The sequence below is a fragment of the Glaesserella australis genome, from assembly GCF_003260095.1.
Taxonomy (GTDB): Bacteria; Pseudomonadota; Gammaproteobacteria; order Enterobacterales; family Pasteurellaceae; genus Glaesserella; species Glaesserella australis.
In genome coordinates, this window is record NZ_PTPX01000013.1 from 130,589 (window position 1) to 151,008 (window position 20,420).

General features: G+C 42.6%; 14 protein-coding genes. 2 read left to right on the forward strand and 12 right to left on the reverse strand.

Features of this window, described 5'->3' with window-relative positions; translation table 11 throughout:
* Window positions 1-57: 57 nt before the first annotated feature.
* The 9 genes from rpoC to secE form a co-directional block, all read right to left on the reverse strand.
* Window positions 58-4,341, reverse strand: a complete 4,284-nt coding sequence (rpoC, locus tag C5N92_RS06505; protein ID WP_111750031.1) for a DNA-directed RNA polymerase subunit beta' — start codon at window positions 4,339-4,341, stop codon at window positions 58-60.
* Window positions 4,342-4,632: 291 nt separating this feature from the next.
* On the reverse strand, window positions 4,633-8,658 hold the full coding sequence (rpoB, locus tag C5N92_RS06510; protein WP_111750032.1) for a DNA-directed RNA polymerase subunit beta: 4,026 nt from the start codon (window positions 8,656-8,658) through the stop codon (window positions 4,633-4,635).
* A gap of 612 nt (window positions 8,659-9,270) precedes the next feature.
* A complete protein-coding gene (gene rplL, locus C5N92_RS06515; protein WP_005714464.1) occupies window positions 9,271-9,639 on the reverse strand; it encodes a 50S ribosomal protein L7/L12 in 369 nt (122 codons plus the stop codon).
* Between the two features lie 57 nt (window positions 9,640-9,696).
* Window positions 9,697-10,188 carry a 50S ribosomal protein L10 gene (gene rplJ / locus C5N92_RS06520; protein WP_111750033.1) on the reverse strand — a complete coding sequence of 164 codons (492 nt, stop codon included), beginning with the start codon at window positions 10,186-10,188 and terminating at the stop codon, window positions 9,697-9,699.
* Window positions 10,189-10,475: 287 nt separating this feature from the next.
* Window positions 10,476-11,165 (reverse strand): 50S ribosomal protein L1, encoded by a 690-nt coding sequence (gene rplA / locus C5N92_RS06525; protein ID WP_111750034.1) that lies wholly within the window; start codon window positions 11,163-11,165, stop codon window positions 10,476-10,478.
* Between the two features lie 4 nt (window positions 11,166-11,169).
* A complete protein-coding gene (gene rplK, locus C5N92_RS06530) occupies window positions 11,170-11,598 on the reverse strand; it encodes a 50S ribosomal protein L11 (protein ID WP_111750035.1) in 429 nt (142 codons plus the stop codon).
* A gap of 144 nt (window positions 11,599-11,742) precedes the next feature.
* Window positions 11,743-12,978 (reverse strand): DUF6892 domain-containing protein, encoded by a 1,236-nt coding sequence (locus tag C5N92_RS06535; protein ID WP_111750036.1) that lies wholly within the window; start codon window positions 12,976-12,978, stop codon window positions 11,743-11,745.
* A gap of 131 nt (window positions 12,979-13,109) precedes the next feature.
* Entirely contained in the window at window positions 13,110-13,688 is a 579-nt protein-coding gene (gene nusG / locus C5N92_RS06540) for a transcription termination/antitermination protein NusG (RefSeq protein WP_111750037.1), read from the reverse strand.
* 1 nt (window position 13,689) lies between these two features.
* Complete coding sequence (gene secE, locus C5N92_RS06545; RefSeq protein ID WP_111750038.1) at window positions 13,690-14,103, reverse strand: preprotein translocase subunit SecE; 414 nt, start codon at window positions 14,101-14,103, stop codon at window positions 13,690-13,692.
* 219 nt (window positions 14,104-14,322) lie between these two features.
* On the opposite strand from secE, the gene C5N92_RS06550 reads away from it, so the two are divergent.
* Window positions 14,323-14,859, forward strand: coding sequence for a hypothetical protein (locus tag C5N92_RS06550; protein ID WP_133254059.1), 537 nt, complete (start codon window positions 14,323-14,325; stop codon window positions 14,857-14,859).
* Between the two features lie 71 nt (window positions 14,860-14,930).
* Here C5N92_RS06550 and C5N92_RS06555 read toward each other — a convergent pair whose 3' ends face one another.
* From C5N92_RS06555 to C5N92_RS06565, 3 genes are all read right to left on the reverse strand, one after another.
* Window positions 14,931-16,292, reverse strand: coding sequence for a sodium-dependent transporter (locus C5N92_RS06555; RefSeq protein ID WP_111750040.1), 1,362 nt, complete (start codon window positions 16,290-16,292; stop codon window positions 14,931-14,933).
* A gap of 127 nt (window positions 16,293-16,419) precedes the next feature.
* A complete protein-coding gene (gene ald / locus C5N92_RS06560) occupies window positions 16,420-17,529 on the reverse strand; it encodes an alanine dehydrogenase (protein ID WP_111750041.1) in 1,110 nt (369 codons plus the stop codon).
* 273 nt (window positions 17,530-17,802) lie between these two features.
* A complete protein-coding gene (locus tag C5N92_RS06565; protein WP_111750042.1) occupies window positions 17,803-19,287 on the reverse strand; it encodes a TrkH family potassium uptake protein in 1,485 nt (494 codons plus the stop codon).
* A gap of 105 nt (window positions 19,288-19,392) precedes the next feature.
* On the opposite strand from C5N92_RS06565, the gene epmA reads away from it, so the two are divergent.
* A complete protein-coding gene (gene epmA, locus C5N92_RS06570) occupies window positions 19,393-20,373 on the forward strand; it encodes an elongation factor P--(R)-beta-lysine ligase (RefSeq protein ID WP_111750043.1) in 981 nt (326 codons plus the stop codon).
* Window positions 20,374-20,420: the final 47 nt, after the last annotated feature.

Consider the following 20,420-nt stretch of genomic DNA (forward strand, 5'->3'; position numbering starts at 1 on the left):
TTCTCATAGCTTGGGGCTTTTTCATTCAACGGTGGGCAAGGGGGCCCACCCTACGATTTACTCTTCGTCTTCAGCGTCAAAACCTGCGTTTAATAATGCCGCAAGATTTTGAGTAGCTTCATCGTTTACGAAGCTTTGGGTTTCGGCTTCGATCTCTTCTGCGGTTGCAAAAGAAGAAGCGGAAACTGCCGCTTGTGCGATGTTGATCTCTTCGTCAGAGATACGGCGTTTTGCACGCTCTTTGTGGTAAGCAAAACCAGTACCTGCTGGGATTAAGCGACCCACGATGACGTTCTCTTTTAAGCCACGTAATTCGTCACGTTTACCTGCAACGGCAGCTTCGGTAAGCACACGGGTGGTTTCTTGGAACGATGCGGCAGAGATAAATGACTCTGTTGCAAGTGATGCTTTGGTGATACCGAGCAATTCACGTTCAAATTCCACTTCTGGTTTACCTTCGGCAACACGTTTGCGGTTGGCAATTTTCACACGTGCCACTTCAACTTGTTCGCCTTCTAAGAACTCTGAGTCGTAAGCGTTGGTGATAACCGCTTTACGCAACATTTGACGTACGATAACTTCGATGTGCTTGTCATTAATTTTTACCCCTTGTAAGCGGTAAACTTCTTGCACTTCGTTTACGATGTAGTCAGTTACGGCGTGAACGCCACGTAAGCGTAAGATGTCGTGTGGTGTTTCTGCACCATCGGAAATCACATCACCACGTTGTACCATTTCGCCTTCAAATACGTTGAGCTGACGCCATTTTGGAATCATCTCTTCGTGTGTCTCGCCTTCCGCTGGGGTAATTAACAAGCGGCGTTTTCCTTTGGTTTCTTTACCAAATGAAACGATACCTGAAATTTCCGCAAGGATCGCTGGCTCTTTCGGTTTACGAGCTTCAAATAAGTCTGCTACGCGTGGAAGACCACCGGTAATATCTTTGGTTGCCGTTGATTCTTGTGGAATACGTGCTAACGCTTCACCCACAGAGATTTCTGCACCGTCATTTAAGGTCACAATCGCTTTACCTGGTAGGAAGTATTGTGCCGCTACGTCTGTGCCTGCAATTAAGATGTCGTTACCTTGTGCATCAACTAATTTTAATGCTGGACGTAAATCTTTACCTGCTGTCGCACGTTCACCCACGTCTTGAACTACCACAGATGATAAACCTGTGAGTTCGTCCGTTTGACGAGTAACGGTTAAGCCGTCCACGATGTCGCTAAACTTGATGAAACCGCTTACTTCCGAGATGATCGGCATTGTATGCGGATCCCAGTTCGCAACCACTTCACCTGCGTTTACATCAGCACCATCGACTTTTGAAAGTACTGCGCCGTAAGGCACTTTATAGTTTTCTTTGGTACGACCGAATGCGTCCACCACCGTTAATTCGGTGTTACGAGACGTGAGTACTAATTTGCCGTCTTTATTCGTCACCGCTTTAGCGTTGGTTAATTTAATCGTACCCGCATTTTTCACTTGAATGCTAGACTCTTTGGCTGCCGCAGATGCCGCACCACCGATATGGAACGTACGCATCGTTAGCTGTGTACCCGGCTCACCGATTGACTGTGCCGCAATAACACCGATAGCTTCACCTTGGTTGATTAAGTGACCACGCGCCAAATCACGTCCGTAACATTTCGCACAGACACCAAAGTCTGTGTTACAGGTTACCACTGAACGCACTTTAATCACATCAACAGATTCACGGTCGATCACATCACACCATTTCTCATCGATTAAGGTGTTGCGTGGGATTAACACTTCTTCTGAACCTGGTTTTAACACATCTTCCGCTACCACACGACCTAACACACGATCACGCAAGGCTTCTTTCACATCGCCACCTTCGATAAGTGGAGTCATCACGATACCTTCGTGAGTGCCACAGTCGTCTTCGATGATCACTAAGTCTTGTGCCACATCAACTAAACGGCGGGTCAAGTAACCAGAGTTCGCTGTTTTCAACGCCGTATCCGCAAGACCTTTACGCGCACCGTGGGTTGAAATAAAGTACTGAAGAACGTTCAAGCCCTCACGGAAGTTTGCCGTGATTGGCGTTTCGATGATCGAGCCGTCTGGACGAGCCATCAAACCACGCATACCCGCTAACTGACGAATCTGTGCTGCAGAACCACGAGCCCCTGAGTCCGCCATCATAAAGATGCTGTTGAATGATGCTTGTTTCTCTGGCTGACCTTCACGGTTTAACACTTCTTCTGTCGATAAGTTTTCCATCATCGCTTTGGCAACACGCTCATTCGCTGCCGCCCAAATATCGATCACTTTGTTATAACGCTCACCAGCGGTAACAAGACCTGAGTTAAACTGCTCTTGGATCTCTGCAACTTCTTCTTCCGCCGCTGAAATAATGTCATATTTCTGAGCTGGGATCACCATATCGTCAATACCAACCGATGAACCAGAACGTGCCGCATAAGCAAAACCGGTGTACATAATTTGGTCAGCAAACACAACCGATTCTTTCAACCCTAAACGGCGATAGCTTTCGTTGATTAATTTTGAAATCGCTTTTTTGCCTAAGGTTTGGTTGAACAGTTTGAACGGCATACCTTTTGGTGAAATCATCCATAAGATCGCACGACCAATCGTGGTATCCACTAAGCTGGTTGTCGCTTCAAACTCACCGCTTGCGTTTTTCTCATATTCGGTAATACGCACTTTGACACGAGAGTGTAATTCCGCTTGACCTGTGCGGTATGCTTTTTCCGCTTCACGTGGGTCAAGGAAGTACATGCCTTCGCCTTTGCCGTTTACTTTCTCACGGGTCATATAGTAAAGACCGAGAACAACGTCTTGGCTTGGTACGATAATCGGATCGCCGTTCGCTGGTGAAAGTACGTTGTTGGTGGACATCATTAACGCACGGGCTTCTAATTGCGCTTCTAACGTTAATGGAACGTGCACCGCCATTTGGTCACCATCGAAGTCCGCGTTGAACGCCGCACACACAAGTGGGTGTAACTGGATCGCTTTACCTTCAATCAACAACGGTTCAAACGCTTGGATACCCAAACGGTGAAGTGTTGGCGCACGGTTAAGCAGGATCGGGTGTTCACGGATAACTTCTGCAAGAATATCCCATACAATCGGATCTTCACGCTCAACCATTTTCTTCGCTGCTTTAATGGTTGAAGCAATGCCACGGCTCTCTAATTTTGAGTAGATAAACGGACGGAATAATTCCAACGCCATTTTCTTCGGCAAACCACATTGATGTAGGCGTAAGTATGGACCTACGGTGATTACCGAACGACCTGAATAATCAACACGTTTACCTAACAAGTTCTGACGAAAACGACCTTGTTTACCTTTGATCATATCTGCCAAAGATTTTAATGGACGTTTGTTAGAACCCGTAATTGCACGACCACGGCGACCGTTATCTAATAACGCATCGACCGACTCTTGTAACATACGTTTTTCGTTACGCACGATAATATCTGGTGCGATTAAGTCTAAAAGACGTTTTAAACGGTTGTTACGGTTGATCACACGGCGATATAAATCGTTCAGATCTGAAGTCGCAAAACGACCACCATCAAGCGGTACTAACGGACGAAGATCTGGCGGAAGCACTGGTAATACGGTCATCACCATCCATTCAGGTTTGTTGCCTGATTGAATGAATGCTTCAAGTAATTTCAAGCGTTTAGTGATTTTTTTGCGTTTGGTTTCAGAGTTGGTCTCTTGTAACTCTTCACGCAACATTTCACATTGATGTTCTAAATCTAAGTCTTTGAGTAACGCTTGGATACCTTCTGCACCCATTTTCGCTTCAAACTCATCGCCCCAACGCTCTTCTGCGTCTAAGAACTGCTCTTCGGTTAATAACTGATTCTTCTCTAAATCAGTCATACCCGGCTCGATCACCACATAGCTTTCAAAATAAAGCACACGTTCAATATCACGCAACGGCATATCAAGAATTAAGCCGATACGGGACGGAAGCGATTTTAAGAACCAAATGTGTGCCACAGGGCAAGCCAATTCGATATGACCCATACGGTCACGGCGAACTTTGGTTTGCGTGACTTCAACGCCACATTTTTCACAAATCACACCACGGTGTTTTAAGCGTTTATATTTACCACAAAGACATTCGTAATCTTTCACAGGCCCGAAAATACGCGCACAGAAAAGACCGTCACGCTCAGGTTTGAATGTACGGTAGTTGATGGTTTCTGGTTTTTTTACTTCACCGAAAGACCACGAACGGATCTTATCTGGCGAAGCTAAACCGATTTTAATCACATCGAAATCATCGTTTGATTTTGATTGTGCTTTTAAAAACTTCACTAAGTCTTTCACTTTTTTGCCCCTGATTTGAGGTTTTTGTTCTTGAAATGGCTACCGATAAATAACCACTTCAAATGAAAATCTTTGGTTGCAAGCGGTTGGTTTTTGCAAAATTTTTGCGAGATTTGACCGCTTGTTTTACATTTCCCCTCTCCCGCTTGCGGGAGAGGGACAGAAAAATTGCGTTCAGCAATTTTTCAGGGAGAGGGCTTTGCGAAGTTCGCTATTCCCCTCTCTCTGCTCAAAATTGCCTTACGCAATTTTGAGCTGTCTCTCCCCCGCCTGCGGGGGAGAGGAAGTGTATTACGCTTCGTCCAACTCCATATCAATCGCTAATGCACGGATCTCTTTGGTAATAACGTTAAAGGACTCTGGCATTCCCGGTTCCATATAGTGTGTACCGTCCACGATGTTTTTGTACATCTTCGTACGACCGTTTACGTCGTCCGATTTCACCGTGAGCATCTCTTGTAAGGTGTAAGCGGCACCGTATGCTTCTAATGCCCAAACCTCCATCTCACCGAAACGCTGACCACCGAATTGTGCTTTACCGCCCAGTGGTTGTTGAGTAACAAGACTATAAGAACCTGTTGAACGTGCGTGCATTTTGTCATCAACTAAGTGGTTCAATTTGAGCATATACATATAACCTACGGTTACAGGACGCTCGAATTTCTCACCAGTACGACCATCATATAAGGTAATTTGACCTGATGTCGGCAAGCCACCTAACTCTAACAAGCCTTTGATTTCGCTTTCGTGCGCACCGTCAAATACTGGTGTCGCAAGCGGTAAGCCTTTGCGTAAGTTTTGTGCTAAACGCATGACTTCTTCATCAGAGAAGGTGCTTAAATCTACGCTTTGTGCACCGTGACCTAAATCGTAGGCTTTTTGGATATATTCACGCAATTTCGCAATTTCTTGCTGTTGTTTGATCATCTTGTCGATTTGATCACCGATACCACGAGCCGCTAAGCCTAAGTGGGTTTCCAAAATCTGACCGATGTTCATACGAGACGGAACACCCAACGGGTTCAACACGATTTCCACTGGCTGACCGTTTTCGTCATACGGCATATCTTCCACAGGGTTGATTTTCGAGATAACCCCTTTGTTACCGTGACGACCTGCCATTTTATCGCCTGGTTGAATTTGGCGTTTCACCGCAAGGTAAACTTTCACCACTTTCAACACGCCTGGTGCTAAATCGTCCCCTTGAATGATCTTGTTGCGTTTGATCTCAAGTTTACGTTCAAACTCTTTGCGTAACTCTTCGTGCTGTTCTGCAAGTTGCTCAAGCTGATTTTGTTTCGCTTCGTCATCTAAGGTTTGTTCTAACCATTTTTCACGAGCAAGGTTGTCTAAGGTTGCTTCAGCAACACCGCCTTCGATCAACAAGTTGCGAACACGAGTGAATAGGCCTGCTTCTAAGATCTCTAACTCTTCGGTTAAGTCTTTTTTCGCTTCACGCAACTGAATTTCTTCGATGTCTTTCGCTCGTTTGTCTTTCTCTACGCCATCACGGGTAAAGACTTGAACATCAATAACCGTACCTGATGTGCCGTTTGGTACACGCAGTGAGCTATCTTTTACATCAGACGCTTTTTCACCAAAGATCGCACGCAATAATTTCTCTTCTGGAGTTAATTGGGTTTCACCTTTTGGTGTCACTTTACCCACGAGAATATCGCCGCCTTTCACTTCCGCACCGATATACACGATACCTGACTCGTCAAGTTTGCTTAATGCCGACTCACCCACATTTGGAATATCTGCGGTGATCTCTTCTGCACCTAATTTGGTATCACGAGCCACACAAGATAACTCTTGAATGTGGATTGTGGTGAAGCGATCTTCTTGTACCACACGCTCAGAGACTAACATTGAGTCTTCGAAGTTATAGCCGTTCCAAGGCATAAATGCCACACGGATATTTTGACCCAACGCCAACTCACCTAAGTCTGTTGAAGGGCCGTCTGCTAAGATTTCACCACGACCAACTGGCTCACCTAATTTCACACAAGGAATTTGGTTGATACAGGTGTTTTGGTTTGAACGGGTATATTTGATTAAGTTATAAATATCAATACCAGCTTCACCTGCAACGGTTTCATCTTCATTGACTTTCACCACGATACGAGACGCATCAACGTACTGGATTGTACCACCACGTTTCGCCACAACCGCTACACCAGAGTCAAGAGCAATCGGTTTTTCCATACCTGTACCGACTAACGGCTTGTCTGCACGCAAGGTTGGTACTGCTTGACGTTGCATGTTTGCACCCATTAACGCACGGTTCGCATCGTCGTGCTCAAGGAACGGAATTAACGCCGCCGCAACCGAAACTACTTGTTGTGTAGAGATGTCCATATAGTCAATCTCTTCAGGTTTGTATAAGCCTGACTCGCCGTGTTTACGACAGGTTACATAAGTGTCGGTAAAGTGGAAGTTATCATCTAAGTTTGAGTTCGCCTGAGCGATAACAAAACCGCCCTCTTCAATCGCTGATAAGTACTCGATTTCTTCGGTTACTTGACCATTCACAACTTTACGGAATGGCGTTTCTAAGAAGCCGTAGTTATTGGTACGAGCATACACAGAAAGTGAGTTGATCAAACCGATGTTTGGACCCTCAGGGGTTTCAATCGGACATAAACGACCGTAGTGTGTGGTGTGTACGTCACGCACTTCAAAGCCAGCACGCTCACGGGTTAAACCGCCCGGACCTAACGCAGAAATACGGCGTTTGTGGGTCACTTCTGAAAGCGGGTTGTTTTGATCCATAAATTGCGAAAGTTGTGATGAGCCGAAGAACTCTTTTACTGCCGCAGAAATCGGTTTCGCATTGATTAAATCTTGTGGAGCAACGTTGTCTAAGTCGCCTAAAGAGAGACGCTCACGTACCGCACGCTCAACACGCACTAAGCCGATACGGAATTGGTTTTCCGCCATTTCACCCACTGAACGAATACGGCGGTTGCCTAAGTGGTCAATATCGTCCACTTCGCCACGACCATTACGGATTTCGATCAATTTTTTCATTACGCCGATGATGTCATCGTTGCTTAAAATGCCCGTGCCAACGCCTTCAGGAATTTCTAATGAACGGTTGAACTTCATACGACCTACTGCCGATAAATCATAGCGGTCGGTTGAGAAGAACATATTGTCAAATAACGCTTCTGCCGCTTCTTTTGTCGGTGGCTCACCTGGACGCATCATACGGTAGATTTCGACTAACGCAGATAAACGGTCGTAAGTTGGGTCAATACGTAAAGTTTCAGAAATATAAGGGCCGTAGTCTAAATCGTTGGTGAATAACACTTCGATTTCGCTGTAACCTGCTTGAGCAAGGGCTGCAAGGGTTTCTAAGCTAATTTCGCTGTTCGCAGGGCAAACAATTTCACCTGTAGAAAGATCAACATAATCTTTAGCGGTTACACGTCCAACAATATATTCTGTTGGCACTTCAATGTGCGTAACATCATCTTTTTCTAACGCACGAATGTGGCGTGCAGTGATACGGCGGCCGCTTTCTACATACACTTTGCCGTTTGCTTCAATATCAAACGCAGCGGTTTCACCACGCAGACGCTCTGGCACAAGGGTCATTAATAATTTGTTGTCTTGAACACGGAAAGTAACCGTTTCAAAGAACATATTCAGAATTTCTTCGGTGGTGTAACCTAAAGCACGCAAAATAATGGTTGCCGGTAATTTACGGCGGCGGTCGATACGTGCATATAAGTTATCTTTCGGGTCGAACTCGAAGTCTAACCAAGAACCACGGTAAGGAATGATACGTGCGTTATAAAGCACTTTACCTGAAGCGTGGGTTTTACCTTTGTCAGAATCGAAGAACACGCCCGGGCTACGATGTAACTGAGACACGATAACACGCTCAGTACCGTTGATCACGAATGTACCGTTGTCGGTCATCAACGGGATTTCGCCCATATAAACGTTTTGCTCTTTAATGTCTTTGACTGTGCCTGCTGCAGCTTCACGGTCAAAGGTCACAAGACGAAGTTTTACACGCAATGGAGCGGCGTAGGTTGTACCACGAATTTGGCATTCACGCACATCAAATACTGGCTCGCCTAATTCGTAAGAAACGTATTGTAATTCAGTAGCACCGTTGCTGCTCACAATCGGGAACACTGAACGGAATGCCGCTTCTAAACCTTGAAGTCCTTCAGGATCTCTTTGGATAAATTTATCGAAAGAGTCAAGCTGAATGGTTAATAGATAAGGTACGTTCAGAACTTGTGGACGTTTACCAAAGCTCTTACGGATACGCTTTTTCTCGGAATATGAGTATGCCATTTAAATATAGCCTCTGAGTTTTGTTGGTTGAGTTTTCACAATCCGCCTAAAGACTGGCAGGAAGTGGCATTATAAAAATGATACGAGGTGTCGTTTTCCAAGTTCACACAAAGGGTCAAAAATCACTACCGCAGAGGCTCGCTTGGGGAGGAACGGTTTTGCAAATTTTTGCTTAAAACAAACCGCTTGTAATGTCGATCTATAAATTTACACAACATCTTATAAATGAATATGTTAGCTTAATTAAAACGACGCAAATCAAGCCAACTTTATTCAAGCACAAAAGGCTAGACGAAAATTCATCTAGCCATATATGCGAAATTCGGATTGGGAATTTTAGCAGATTGGTGGATTTTTATCAACTCAATTTAAAGTACATTTTCGCAATAACATTGAAATATATACTCATCACTTTTCTCCGTAAAAGCAATGATTGGAAAATAAAATTCTTACATAAAGATTCCTACTAACTTTCCCAAAAATAGAATTTCTATTAGTACTAGGTGGGATAAATCACTCTATTATATTAATTCGTAAGAAGTATAAAAAACAAAAACCCCGATGTTTCCATCGGGGTTTTCTGAACTTCGAAAAGTTGAGCTAAAATCAAAATTATTTGATTTCTACTTTCGCGCCAGCTTCTTCTAATTCTTTCTTAAGTGCTTCAGCTTCACCTTTAGAGATGCCTTCTTTTAATGCTGCTGGAGCAGATTCAACTAAGTCTTTAGCTTCTTTTAAGCCTAAACCAGTTGCACCACGTACTGCTTTGATTACTGCTACTTTGTTAGCACCTGCGTCTGCAAGGATAACATCGAATTCAGTTTTCTCTTCTGCTGCTTCTGCTGGACCTGCTGCTACTGCAACTGCTGCTGCCGCTGCTGATACACCGAATTTTTCTTCCATCGCAGTGATTAATTCAACGATTTCTGATACTGATTTAGAAGCAATCGCTTCAATGATTTGTTCGTTAGTTAATGACATAACAATCAATTCCTAAAGTAAATAAGTTAAACGAGTTGAGAATACGGCGAATAAAAATTATGCCGCTTCTTGTAATTTGTCGCGTAATGCCGCAAGAGTGCGAACAAGTTTGCCTGCCGCAGCTTCTTTCATTGTGCCCATTAAACGTGCAATTGCTTCTTCGTAAGTTGGTAATGTTGCCAAGAATTCAACATCTTGGATTTTACCTTCAAAGGCTGCACCTTTAACTTCAAACTCTTTGTTTGCTTTTGCAAAGTCTTTGAACAAACGTGCTGCTGCACCTGGGTGTTCGTTAGAGAATGCAATAAGAGTTGGACCAGTAAACGTATCTTTTAAGCACTCGAATTCAGTGCCTTCTACCGCACGACGTAATAAAGTATTACGTACAACGCGCATAGTTACACCTGCTTCACGTGCAGATTTACGTAACTCGGTCATTTTATCAACTGTTACGCCACGAGAATCCGCAACTACAGCTGAAAGGGCACCTTTGGCAGCTTCGTTTACTTCAGCAACAATTGCTTGTTTGTCTTGAAGATTTAATGCCATTGGTTTTAGCTCCTGATACACTCCACATAAAACGTGGAATTTACAAAAAATCTCAAAAAGTAACCGCTTGAGCGACGTTTTTGAGCCTCAAGGTGTACAGAAGCAGATAATTCTGTCTGTTCACCATCTACGTAGGTTGTTTTCATTAAGAAACTGTTCACACAGGTTCACCTACGGTCTTGGATGGGGCTTGAGATAAGGCAAGCACCATCATGGCTTTTCAGCCAAAAAGAGCCGTAGATTATAGAGATAACCTACGGTCTTGTAAAGTTTAATTTATCAACAAATTATAGTGAAGCTTGATCAACTGCTACACCAGCACCCATTGTGGTAGAGATGCTTACTTTCTTGATAAAGATACCTTTTGCTGTTGTCGGTTTCGCTTTAACTAATGCCGCTAATAACGCTTGAAGGTTCTCTTTTAATTGCTCAGGTGCGAAGTCTGCTTTACCGATTGTGGTATGGATAATACCATTTTTGTCGTTACGGTAACGGATCTGACCTGATTTTGCATTTTTAACTGCTTCAGCAACGTTTGGAGTTACAGTACCAACTTTCGGGTTTGGCATTAAGCCACGTGGACCTAATACTTGACCTAATTGACCTACAACACGCATTGCATCTGGAGAAGCGATAACAACGTCAAAGTTCATTTCGCCTTTCTTGATTTGCTCTGCAAGATCTTCCATACCCACTAAGTCTGCACCAGCTGCTTTCGCTGCTTCTGCGTTTGCACCTTGTGTGAATACTGCTACGCGAGCTGTACGACCTGTACCGTGTGGTAATACTGTTGCACCACGTACGTTTTGGTCTGATTTACGCGGGTCGATACCTAAGTTTACTGCAACGTCCACGCTCTCAACGAATTTAGCTGTCGCGAATTGTTTTAATACTGCGATTGCTTCGTTGATTTCATAAGCTTTAGTAGAATCTACGCCAGCTTTAATTGCTTTCATTTTTTTAGTCAATTTAGCCATTGTATTATTCCTCTACGATTAAGCCCATTGAACGAGCTGTACCAGCGATTGATTTCATTTTGGTTTCGATAGTTGCACCAGTCATATCCGCTGCTTTAGTTTCAGCGATTTGACGTAATTGTGCTTGAGTCACTGTACCCACTTTATCTTTGTTCGGTTTACCTGAACCAGATTTGATACCTACAGCTTTTTTCAATAATACTGCTGCTGGTGGAGTTTTGGTTACGAATGTAAATGAACGGTCTGCATAAACAGTGATAACCACTGGAATTGGTAAACCTTTTTCTAAGCTCTCAGTACGAGCGTTGAATGCTTTACAGAATTCCATGATGTTCACACCTTGTTGACCTAATGCTGGACCAACTGGTGGTGATGGGTTAGCCATACCCGCTGCAACTTGCAGTTTAACGTAGGCTTGGACTTTTTTTGCCATTTTTAAGTTTCCTCTAAATTGGGTGATAACGCTAGATAACTAGCTCCCCGATGTACAAAGCACACAAGTGCCACATAAAAAGACGAGTCAGCCAAGCCAACTCGTCAATAAGGTGCGGATTATACTTGAAATTTAGATCGAATTTCAAGCATTTTTGTTATTTAAAATGGTTGCGAAATCAAGCTCCGTTCCTCCGTGATAGACAGTAATCCCTTTCTCATGGAGCGCTTTAATAAAAGCTTTTGGCAATGTGAGATTGTCTATTTTAATGCCTTGTGCTGATGTTGAGTATGTGCCGTCAGATAATTTGCAAAGACCAAACTTGCCAATATCGATGATCTCAAAAGGTTTATCTTTTGGTAGATAAAGGTATTTTAGATTCGGCAACAACGCCAAATCTTTGATAACGTTAGTTGTCATTGGCATAATATCCGCAGGACGATTACGGTAGTCGAAGTAGTGAATACTCATATCCCCAGTTACACTACTTGGCAAATGCAAAAACGAGAAATCACCCGAATAATGATTCAAATAGAGTTCACTTATCTGATTAAGTTGGTATTGGGAAATATCCAAATTAAGCATATAGTCTCCCGCTTCGCTACTCGGAAAAGCAGGCTCCAAGAAATAGGTAAATTCTTCGGCAAACAGCTTATGGTCAAAAGCGGGTTTGAGTTCTCCAGTTGCCATTAACTGTTGAATTATGGCAAATTTCAGTCGAATATCTTGGAACTTCACACTTGGTGTTTGGTTTTTATTGTAAATTGGATTTTTCAAGCGGTTCTGAATTCGCTCAACTTCTTTAAGAATCAGTGACAATCGCTTTCCTTGCTCTACATCAGGAAAAAGCTCGGCAACAAAACGCAAACAATCTCTCATTTTGCCTTTAGCATTACACATATCAAGAATGTTAGCTGGATGTTCTGCGTGATAATAATCCCAACGAAAAGCCCCTTCAAAGGTGGACAAGACCTTTCCAACAAATTCATTTTTCTGCTCATCACTCCATTTTTTAGACGCCTCAGGCAAATGCATTTTGAGATATTGGTAGAACGGCTCTTGATCTAAAGATTCTCGTCCAGCAAGTGCCATCAACTTCATCATTGGGTCTTTTTCTTTTGCTGCCTCACTTAGCGAATAACCATCTTTTTGGAAATGATATGCCGACAATGGAATTGATTTATCCAAATGGAGAGCTTGGACAACTGTTTCTAACGTTATCTTAGTCTCCTTAGATTGTTCCACGCTTTGTTCATTGCGTTTTTCATCGTTTTTTTCATTGTCTTTATCTTGTTCGGCTTCAATAAAATTGTCGTAAATTTTCTTTAGGCCCACACCTACTAAGCCAACAGCTGCGATTTTGATAATGTTATTTAACATAAATTTTCCTTTTGTGTACGAACTAATGGGAAAACCATTATACAAAACCACTGCGACAGCTTATGTCGTCGTAAAAAAACCGCTTGTAACATCACATTACAAGCGGTTAGATTTAAGCAAAATTTTACAAATTAACCGTTTTGTTTTTCAACTTGACCAAACTCAAGCTCAACAGGCGTTGCACGACCGAAGATTGAAACAGAGACTTTAACACGTCCTTTTTCGTAATCCACTTCTTCAACGGTTCCGGTAAAGTCAGCAAATGGACCTTCTTTAACACGCACTTCTTCACCTGGGTGGAATTCGGTTCTATGACGTGGTTTATCTGCGGTTTCTTGTACACGATTAAGAATGCGATCCGCTTCTGCTCTTGAAATTGGCGCAGGTTTATCTGCGGTTCCACCAATAAAGCCCATTACACGTGGTACGCTTTTTACTAAATGCCATGTGTCGTCATTCATTTCCATCTGTACAAGTACGTAGCCTGGGAAGAATTTACGTTCAGTTTTACGACGACGACCGCCAACATTTTCAACGACTTCTTCTGTTGGAACTAAAACTTCACCAAATTGATCTTCCATTTTATGCAATTTGATGTACTCGCGTAAGGTCATTGCAACACGAGCTTCAAAGCCAGAAAATGCTTGTAAAACATACCAACGCATTTTGCTGGTATCTTTTTCTTGTTCAATTACTTCAATTTCGCTCATTTTAGAATCTCAAGTTAGTTAGGAAATCAATAATTAATACGATAATAGAGTCAATACCCCATAATGCTAAGGCAACAACCACACACATTGCGACAACGATTAATGTAGTTTGTGTAGTTTCTGAGCGTGTTGGCCAAATAATTTTACGTAACTCTTGACGAGAGTCTTTTATAAAACCAATCGCTTTTTGACCTTGGTTAGTAATCGCCGCTAAACCTAATGCCCCTGCACATAATACAACTAAGAGCAGAACTCGCACGATTAATGAAAAATGTGTTGCAAAATACGTATTACCTACAGCAGCAACTGCGAGTAGTGCAATTGAAAGCACCCATAATACGTTATTTACGCCTTTACTTTTTACACCCTTATTTTCTACTTTCTCAGGGCTTGTAGTTTGAATTTCTTTAGCCATAGACAACCTAAAATTTATTAAAAAAGAGAACGTTCAATTTTTAAAGCGTGCAATTCTAGCATTTTCTGCCCCCGTTGCCACGATCTTTTCAACATTTTCTTATGAAAGATTCATTTTTTTGATCTTCTTAAGCTTTTCTTCAGTTTTATTTGTTGTAATGCCCCAAGACGAAAGCTCAGACTTTCGCATTTATGATAAAAAACAAACCAAGAGGAAACTATGATGACAACTCAAGATATTCAACAAATGATTGAACAGCGTATTGCTGAATTAAATACAACCGCAGAGCAAAAAAAGCAAGAGTTAAAGGGGCTGCTAGCACAAGATATCGAAAAAAGTGAGAGCTTCCTTACTTTACTTAAAAATGAGCAAGAGCGTCTGCAAAATCAGCTTGCACAAATTAACGATACAATGACAATGCTTGAACAGCCTTTAGTATTTCACGATATCCTTGAAGAATTCGAGCAATCACTTACTCAAGATAATGTTGATTTAAACGAGCTAAACCAAACGATTCAACATCGTTTACAAGAGAGTATGAATCAACAGATGAACGAGCGAAAAGCTCAATTACTCTCTACACAACAGGCATTGGTAGAAACATTGAGCACAAGCCAAAATACCTTGTCTAGAACACCTAAGTTATGGCAACAACTCAATGCTCAACTTCAAGCACGTTTTGGGGATAAAATCCAAAAAGCAAAAATGAAGTTAGCAGAACAGCTTGAAAGCTGTGCGGGTAAACTAAAAGCATAAAAGACAAGCGGTGAGATACGCGTGAAATTTTGTAAAATTTCAGACGAAACTCACCGCTTGCATTCTTTTAGTTAGAGAGAATTCACGAAAATGACGATAATTAAAACAGGGATAACAAAACGTACATAGTTAAACCAAACCTTTGTAAATTTTTCACCTGCACCTAACTCTTTCTTCGCTTCATCTTTTAATACATATCCCACAAAAATAGCACTACCTAATGCCGTTAATACGAAGAGAATGTTACCACTGATATAGTCAAAGGCATCAAAGATACTCATACCTGCGATTTTCACACTGCTCCAAACATTATCGCCTAAGACTGAAGGGATATTTCCTACAATAAAGATTCCTGCGAGAGTCAAGGTAATCGCTTGTTTACGACTTAAGCTCGTTTTTTCTTGTAAAGCAGTAATCAATACTTCATAAATAGTAATAGACGTTGTCAGTGCGGCAGTAATCAATAATCCAAAGAAGATAATCGCAAAGATAGTACCCGCCCACATATGTGAGAAGACGATCGGTAAACTTTGGAATACCAAGGTTGGACCTGAATTTGGCGCAACATTAAAGGTAAAGAGCGATGGGAAGATCATAAAACCTGCGGCTACTGCAATTAAGGTGTTAATCACCCCTGTGATTGTGGCGGTTTTCACCAAGTTTTCTTGTTTAGACAAGTAACTGGACAAAGTGATAAGCACCCCGAAACCGAGACTTAATGCGAAGAACACTTGCCCTAACACGAACACAAAGAGTTTTGGTGTGATTTTTGAGAAATCAGGGATAAGGTAGAATGCAATACCCTCTGATGCACCAGGCAAGGTCACATTACGAATAATCATAATGATCAGGAAGACAAAAAGTAACGGCATCAATAATTTAACAGACTTTTCAATCCCTTCTTTAATTCCCCGAATCAAAATAAAGTAGTTCACCGCAACAAACAGCCCTGTATAGAGAATAACGGTGGAAGGACTATTTTGGATATGGTCTTTAAAATAAGCGGATGTTGTTTCAATAGTCACTGGAGATGAAAGATCTAAGCCACCTGTCGCAAGGCTACCAATGTAAGTCAGTACCCAACCACCCAGTACCATGTAATAAGCTAAAATACCAAAAGAACCCAGTAGTCCCATATAACCTAAAAATTTCCATGCAGCATGGATTTTTTTGCCATTCGCTTCGCCACTAAAAGCATCAATGGAATTGACTTGCATACGACGACCGATCACATTCTCAACTAAGATCATCGGGATACCGATCACGATCATCGCTAAACAGAAAAGAAATACATAAGCACCGCCACCGTTTTCCCCAACAAGATAAGGGAAACGCCACGTTGCACCAAAGCCGACAGTTGCCCCTGCAACTGTTAAAATATAAGTTAATTGACTAGACCAAGACTGCCGTTCAGGTTTGTTATTGTCACTCATAGTATACCTCTTTTAAAAATAGCAGAAAGTAGGCTAGTCAAGCGAACACAACCGCTAATTTGAAATGGATAAATGGTGTCCCCCTGATTACTCAGGGGGTGTTCTTGATCAATACAGCTTAGCTTGATTAATTTAATGCGTCTTTTGGATCGGTATACGCAATACCAAAGGCATCACTTACGCCTTTGAATGTACATTTACCGTTGTAAGTGTTGAGACCTTGTAATAAGGCTGGATCTGCCAAGCACGCTTCTTTCACGCCTAGAGCAGCAAGTTTTAAGCCAAATTCTAAGGTTGAGTCGGTTAAGCCTAAGGTTGAAGTACGAGCCACACAGCCAGGCATATTAGCAACACAGTAGTGAATTACGCCGTCCACTTCATAAATTGGCTCATTGTGTGTAGTTGGATGAGAAGTTTCGAAGCAACCGCCTTGGTCAATCGCTACGTCTACTAACACAGCACCTTTTTTCATCAATTTGAGATCTTCACGACGAAGAAGATGCGGTGCTTTCGCTCCCGGAATTAAGACAGCACCAATAACTACATCAGCATCTGGTAATAAGCTTAAAATGTTGCCACGAGAGCTGGTGAGCGTTTTGATCTTCATATCGAAGATTTGGTCGATATAAGCAAGACGAGCGGCGTTAATGTCCAAGATAGTCACATCTGCCCCGATACCCATTGCAATTTGTGCTGCATTTAAGCCAACGACGCCACCACCTAAAATCACCACTTTCGCTTTTGGTGTACCAGCCGTACCACTTAATAATACGCCTGCACCGCCAAAGGTTTTTTGGATATATTTCGCACCCTCTAATGTCGCTAAACGACCTGCAATCGCACTCATCGGTGCTAAGCAAGGTAAGCCTGCTGGGGTTTTAATGGTTTCATACGCCACAGATTGAATTTTGCGTTCAAGTAACATTTCGGTAAGTGGTTTGTCTGCGGCAAGGTGAAGGTAGGTATAGAGAATTTGGTTTTCGCGGAAGTAGTGATATTCACATTCGATAGGCTCTTTCACTTTAATGATCATATCACTTTTCGCAAATAAGGTTGCTTTGTCGGTGAGTGTTGCACCTGCAGCTTGATAAGCTTCGTCAGGGAACCCGATTTCCGCACCTGCTCCATGTTCGATATAAACGGTATGACCTGCTTCAACATAAGATTGTACATTTGCAGGGGTTAAACCAACACGATACTCTTGGACTTTAACTTCTTTTGGGCAACCGATAATCATGATCTTCTCCTTATTTATTCAATTTATAATCAAGATAAATTTGAAAAAGCACGGATAATATTCAGTGAACTTCAACATCATTTTGGGCTTCACCAAATATTATGAGTGAAATTTCTGTATTTATTATAATGACGCTATTTTCTCTCTGGCTGTGATCTGATTCACATTTCCAAAGAGAAAATAGCTGAAAAAAGAAAAAATTTTATTTAGATCAAAAAAATTAACAACTTGTTAATAGTGATTTGCAGAATTCTTAAAGAATGTAACCGCTTGTTAATCCCGCCAAAAACTTGGGCTTAAAATCACCAATAAGGTAAAGACTTCCAAACGTCCACACACCATAGCAAAGGTTAAAACCCATTTAGCACTATCGGGAATTTGAGTAAAGTTACTGCTCACTGTACCTAAGGCTGGACCGAGATTATTCAGGCTGGCGATCACCGCATTTAACGCATCAAAGGTTTCCATTCCGCACGCAATGGTTGCCAGCCAACAGACCACAAACACAAAGAAATAAGCAGAGAAAAACGCCCACACACCTTCAACAATTCGTTCCGATAAAACGTGTCTGCCAAGTTTAATCGGCTGGATTACATTCGGGTGAATAAAGCGGTGAATTTCCCGTTTTCCTTGCAAATAAAGCAACAACACACGGAACATCTTCAACCCGCCCCCCGTTGAACCCGCACAGCCGCCGATAAACGAAGCCAACACTAACAACAACGGTAAAAATGAAGGCCATTGACTGAAATCGTTAGTAGTAAAACCTGCGGTGGTCGAAATTGAGACGGACTGAAACAGCGCTTGAATAAAGGTGGAGGAATGATCACCAAAGTAGTTATATGCCCAAAGCACAACAAAACAGATCACAAATAACGCCAACTGCACTGTAATAAAAAAGCGAAATTCGTAATCTTTCCAATACAAACCGAGAAAATTCGACTTGTTGTTGCCTTTGTAGCGGTCGTTAAACTGGTCGAACACGGCAAAATGCAAGGCGAAATTACAAGACGAAATTAGCAAAAACAGCACCGTAATCAAGTCAATCATCGGGCTGTTAAAGTAGCCGATACTGGCATCGTGAGTGGAAAAACCGCCAATCGCCACTGTCGCAAAACTGTGAGAAATTGCATCAAAACCGCTCATTCCTGCAAACCAATAAGCAAAGGCACACAACACCGTCAAAGAGAGATAAATCAGCCACAACGCCTTTGCCGTTTCCGCAATGCGTGGACGCATTTTTTGCTCTTTCAGAGGTCCAGGCATTTCCGCACGGTACAGCTGCATTCCGCCAATACCCAACAACGGAATAATCGCCACCGCCAACACGATGATCCCCATTCCGCCGAGCCATTGCAAAAACTGACGATAGAACAAAATTGCTTTCGGCAAGCTGTCTAAGCCCGTGATCACCGTTGCCCCTGTGGTCGTTAGTCCTGAAAACGACTCAAAAATGGATTCGGAGAAATTCAGATCGGGATTTTCCAACAGAATAAACGGCACTGCCCCGAGTGAACCTAACACCACCCAAAACAGTACCACAATCAAAAAACCTTCACGGGAACGTAGCTCTTGCTTATATTTTCGACAAAACCACCACAACGCCGTACCAACGCTTAAGTTCAGCACAAAAGCTTCTAAAAACGCCCGACCGCCGCCGTCATCATAAATCAACGCCACAAAGGCTGGCACCAACATCGTGAATGAAAAACACATCACCAAGATGCCAACAATACGCATAATGGAAAAAAATTGCACAGGAAATCCTTGTAATCATCTGATAGCGAAATGGTACTCTGCTTTTCGCACGAGTCAAATCATTTGCTATAATGTCCCGTTTTTTATTACAAGCGGTACAATTCAATGGAAAATTTGCAAGAACAGCCTGACTGGAAGCCATCAGCAACCATTCAAAACTTATTGAAACGAGCCAAAATAATGGCGGAGATCCGTCAATTTTTTACCGAACGTGGCGTGTTGGAAGTGGAAACGCCAGCGATGAGCGAGTTTTCGGTGACGGACGTTCATCTTTCTACGTTCAGTACGCAGTTTCTTTCGCCTTTTGAAAATCAAGCGAAAACCTTGCACCTGATTACCAGCCCTGAATATCATATGAAACGCTTGCTTGCCAACGGTAGCGGAGCGATTTTTCAGCTCTGCCGTGTGTTTCGCAACGAAGAAGCAGGCAAACGCCACAACCCTGAATTTACGATGTTGGAGTGGTATCGCCCCCATTTTGATATGTACCGTTTGATTAACGAAGTGGACGATTTACTACAACAGATTTTGGATTGTGAACCTGCCGAAAGTTTTAGCTATCAATTTGTATTTCAAACCTATGTAGGCTTGGATCCCCTTTCTGCGACTAAAGCTCAACTTGTCGCCAAAGCCCGTGAACACGGCTTGCAATGTGATGAAGATGAGCAACGTGATACCTTGTTGCAATTTTTATTTAGCGAAGTGGTCGAAGCAAATATCGGCAAAGTGCGTCCGACAGCGGTTTATCACTTCCCTGCTACACAAGCGGCATTGGCTCAAATCAGTACCGAAGATCACCGTGTCGCCGAACGTTTTGAGTTCTATTACAAAGGCTTAGAGCTTGCCAATGGTTTTCACGAATTAAGCGATGCCAAAGAGCAAATCCGCCGTTTTGAGCAAGATAACGTTCAACGTGAAGCAATGGGCTTACCGCCACAGCCGTTAGACCACCGTTTCCTTGATGCTCTAAAAGCCGGTATGCCGAACTGCTCTGGGGTCGCTTTAGGGGTAGATCGCCTGATGATGATCGCAATGAACGCCGAACGTATCGATCAAGTGATGGCGTTTGGGGTGGAAAGGGCGTAGCTAAACGTAGTATCTAATTGTAGGGACACACTGCGTGTGTCCATTGG

Bases quoted from the DNA above. Each gene is read 5' to 3' on its own strand.
- rpoB (WP_111750032.1), bottom strand. From the start codon at position 8,658: ATGGCATACTCATATTCCGAGAAAAAGCGTATCCGTAAGAGCTTTGGT.
- rplL (WP_005714464.1), bottom strand. From the start codon at position 9,639: ATGTCATTAACTAACGAACAAATCATTGAAGCGATTGCTTCTAAATCA.
- rplJ (WP_111750033.1), bottom strand. From the start codon at position 10,188: ATGGCATTAAATCTTCAAGACAAACAAGCAATTGTTGCTGAAGTAAAC.
- rplA (WP_111750034.1), bottom strand. From the start codon at position 11,165: ATGGCTAAATTGACTAAAAAAATGAAAGCAATTAAAGCTGGCGTAGAT.
- rplK (WP_111750035.1), bottom strand. From the start codon at position 11,598: ATGGCAAAAAAAGTCCAAGCCTACGTTAAACTGCAAGTTGCAGCGGGT.
- C5N92_RS06535 (WP_111750036.1), bottom strand. From the start codon at position 12,978: ATGTTAAATAACATTATCAAAATCGCAGCTGTTGGCTTAGTAGGTGTG.
- nusG (WP_111750037.1), bottom strand. From the start codon at position 13,688: ATGAGCGAAATTGAAGTAATTGAACAAGAAAAAGATACCAGCAAAATG.
- secE (WP_111750038.1), bottom strand. From the start codon at position 14,103: ATGGCTAAAGAAATTCAAACTACAAGCCCTGAGAAAGTAGAAAATAAG.
- C5N92_RS06550 (WP_133254059.1), top strand. From the start codon at position 14,323: ATGATGACAACTCAAGATATTCAACAAATGATTGAACAGCGTATTGCT.
- C5N92_RS06555 (WP_111750040.1), bottom strand. From the start codon at position 16,292: ATGAGTGACAATAACAAACCTGAACGGCAGTCTTGGTCTAGTCAATTA.
- ald (WP_111750041.1), bottom strand. From the start codon at position 17,529: ATGATTATCGGTTGCCCAAAAGAAGTTAAAGTCCAAGAGTATCGTGTT.
- epmA (WP_111750043.1), top strand. From the start codon at position 19,393: ATGGAAAATTTGCAAGAACAGCCTGACTGGAAGCCATCAGCAACCATT.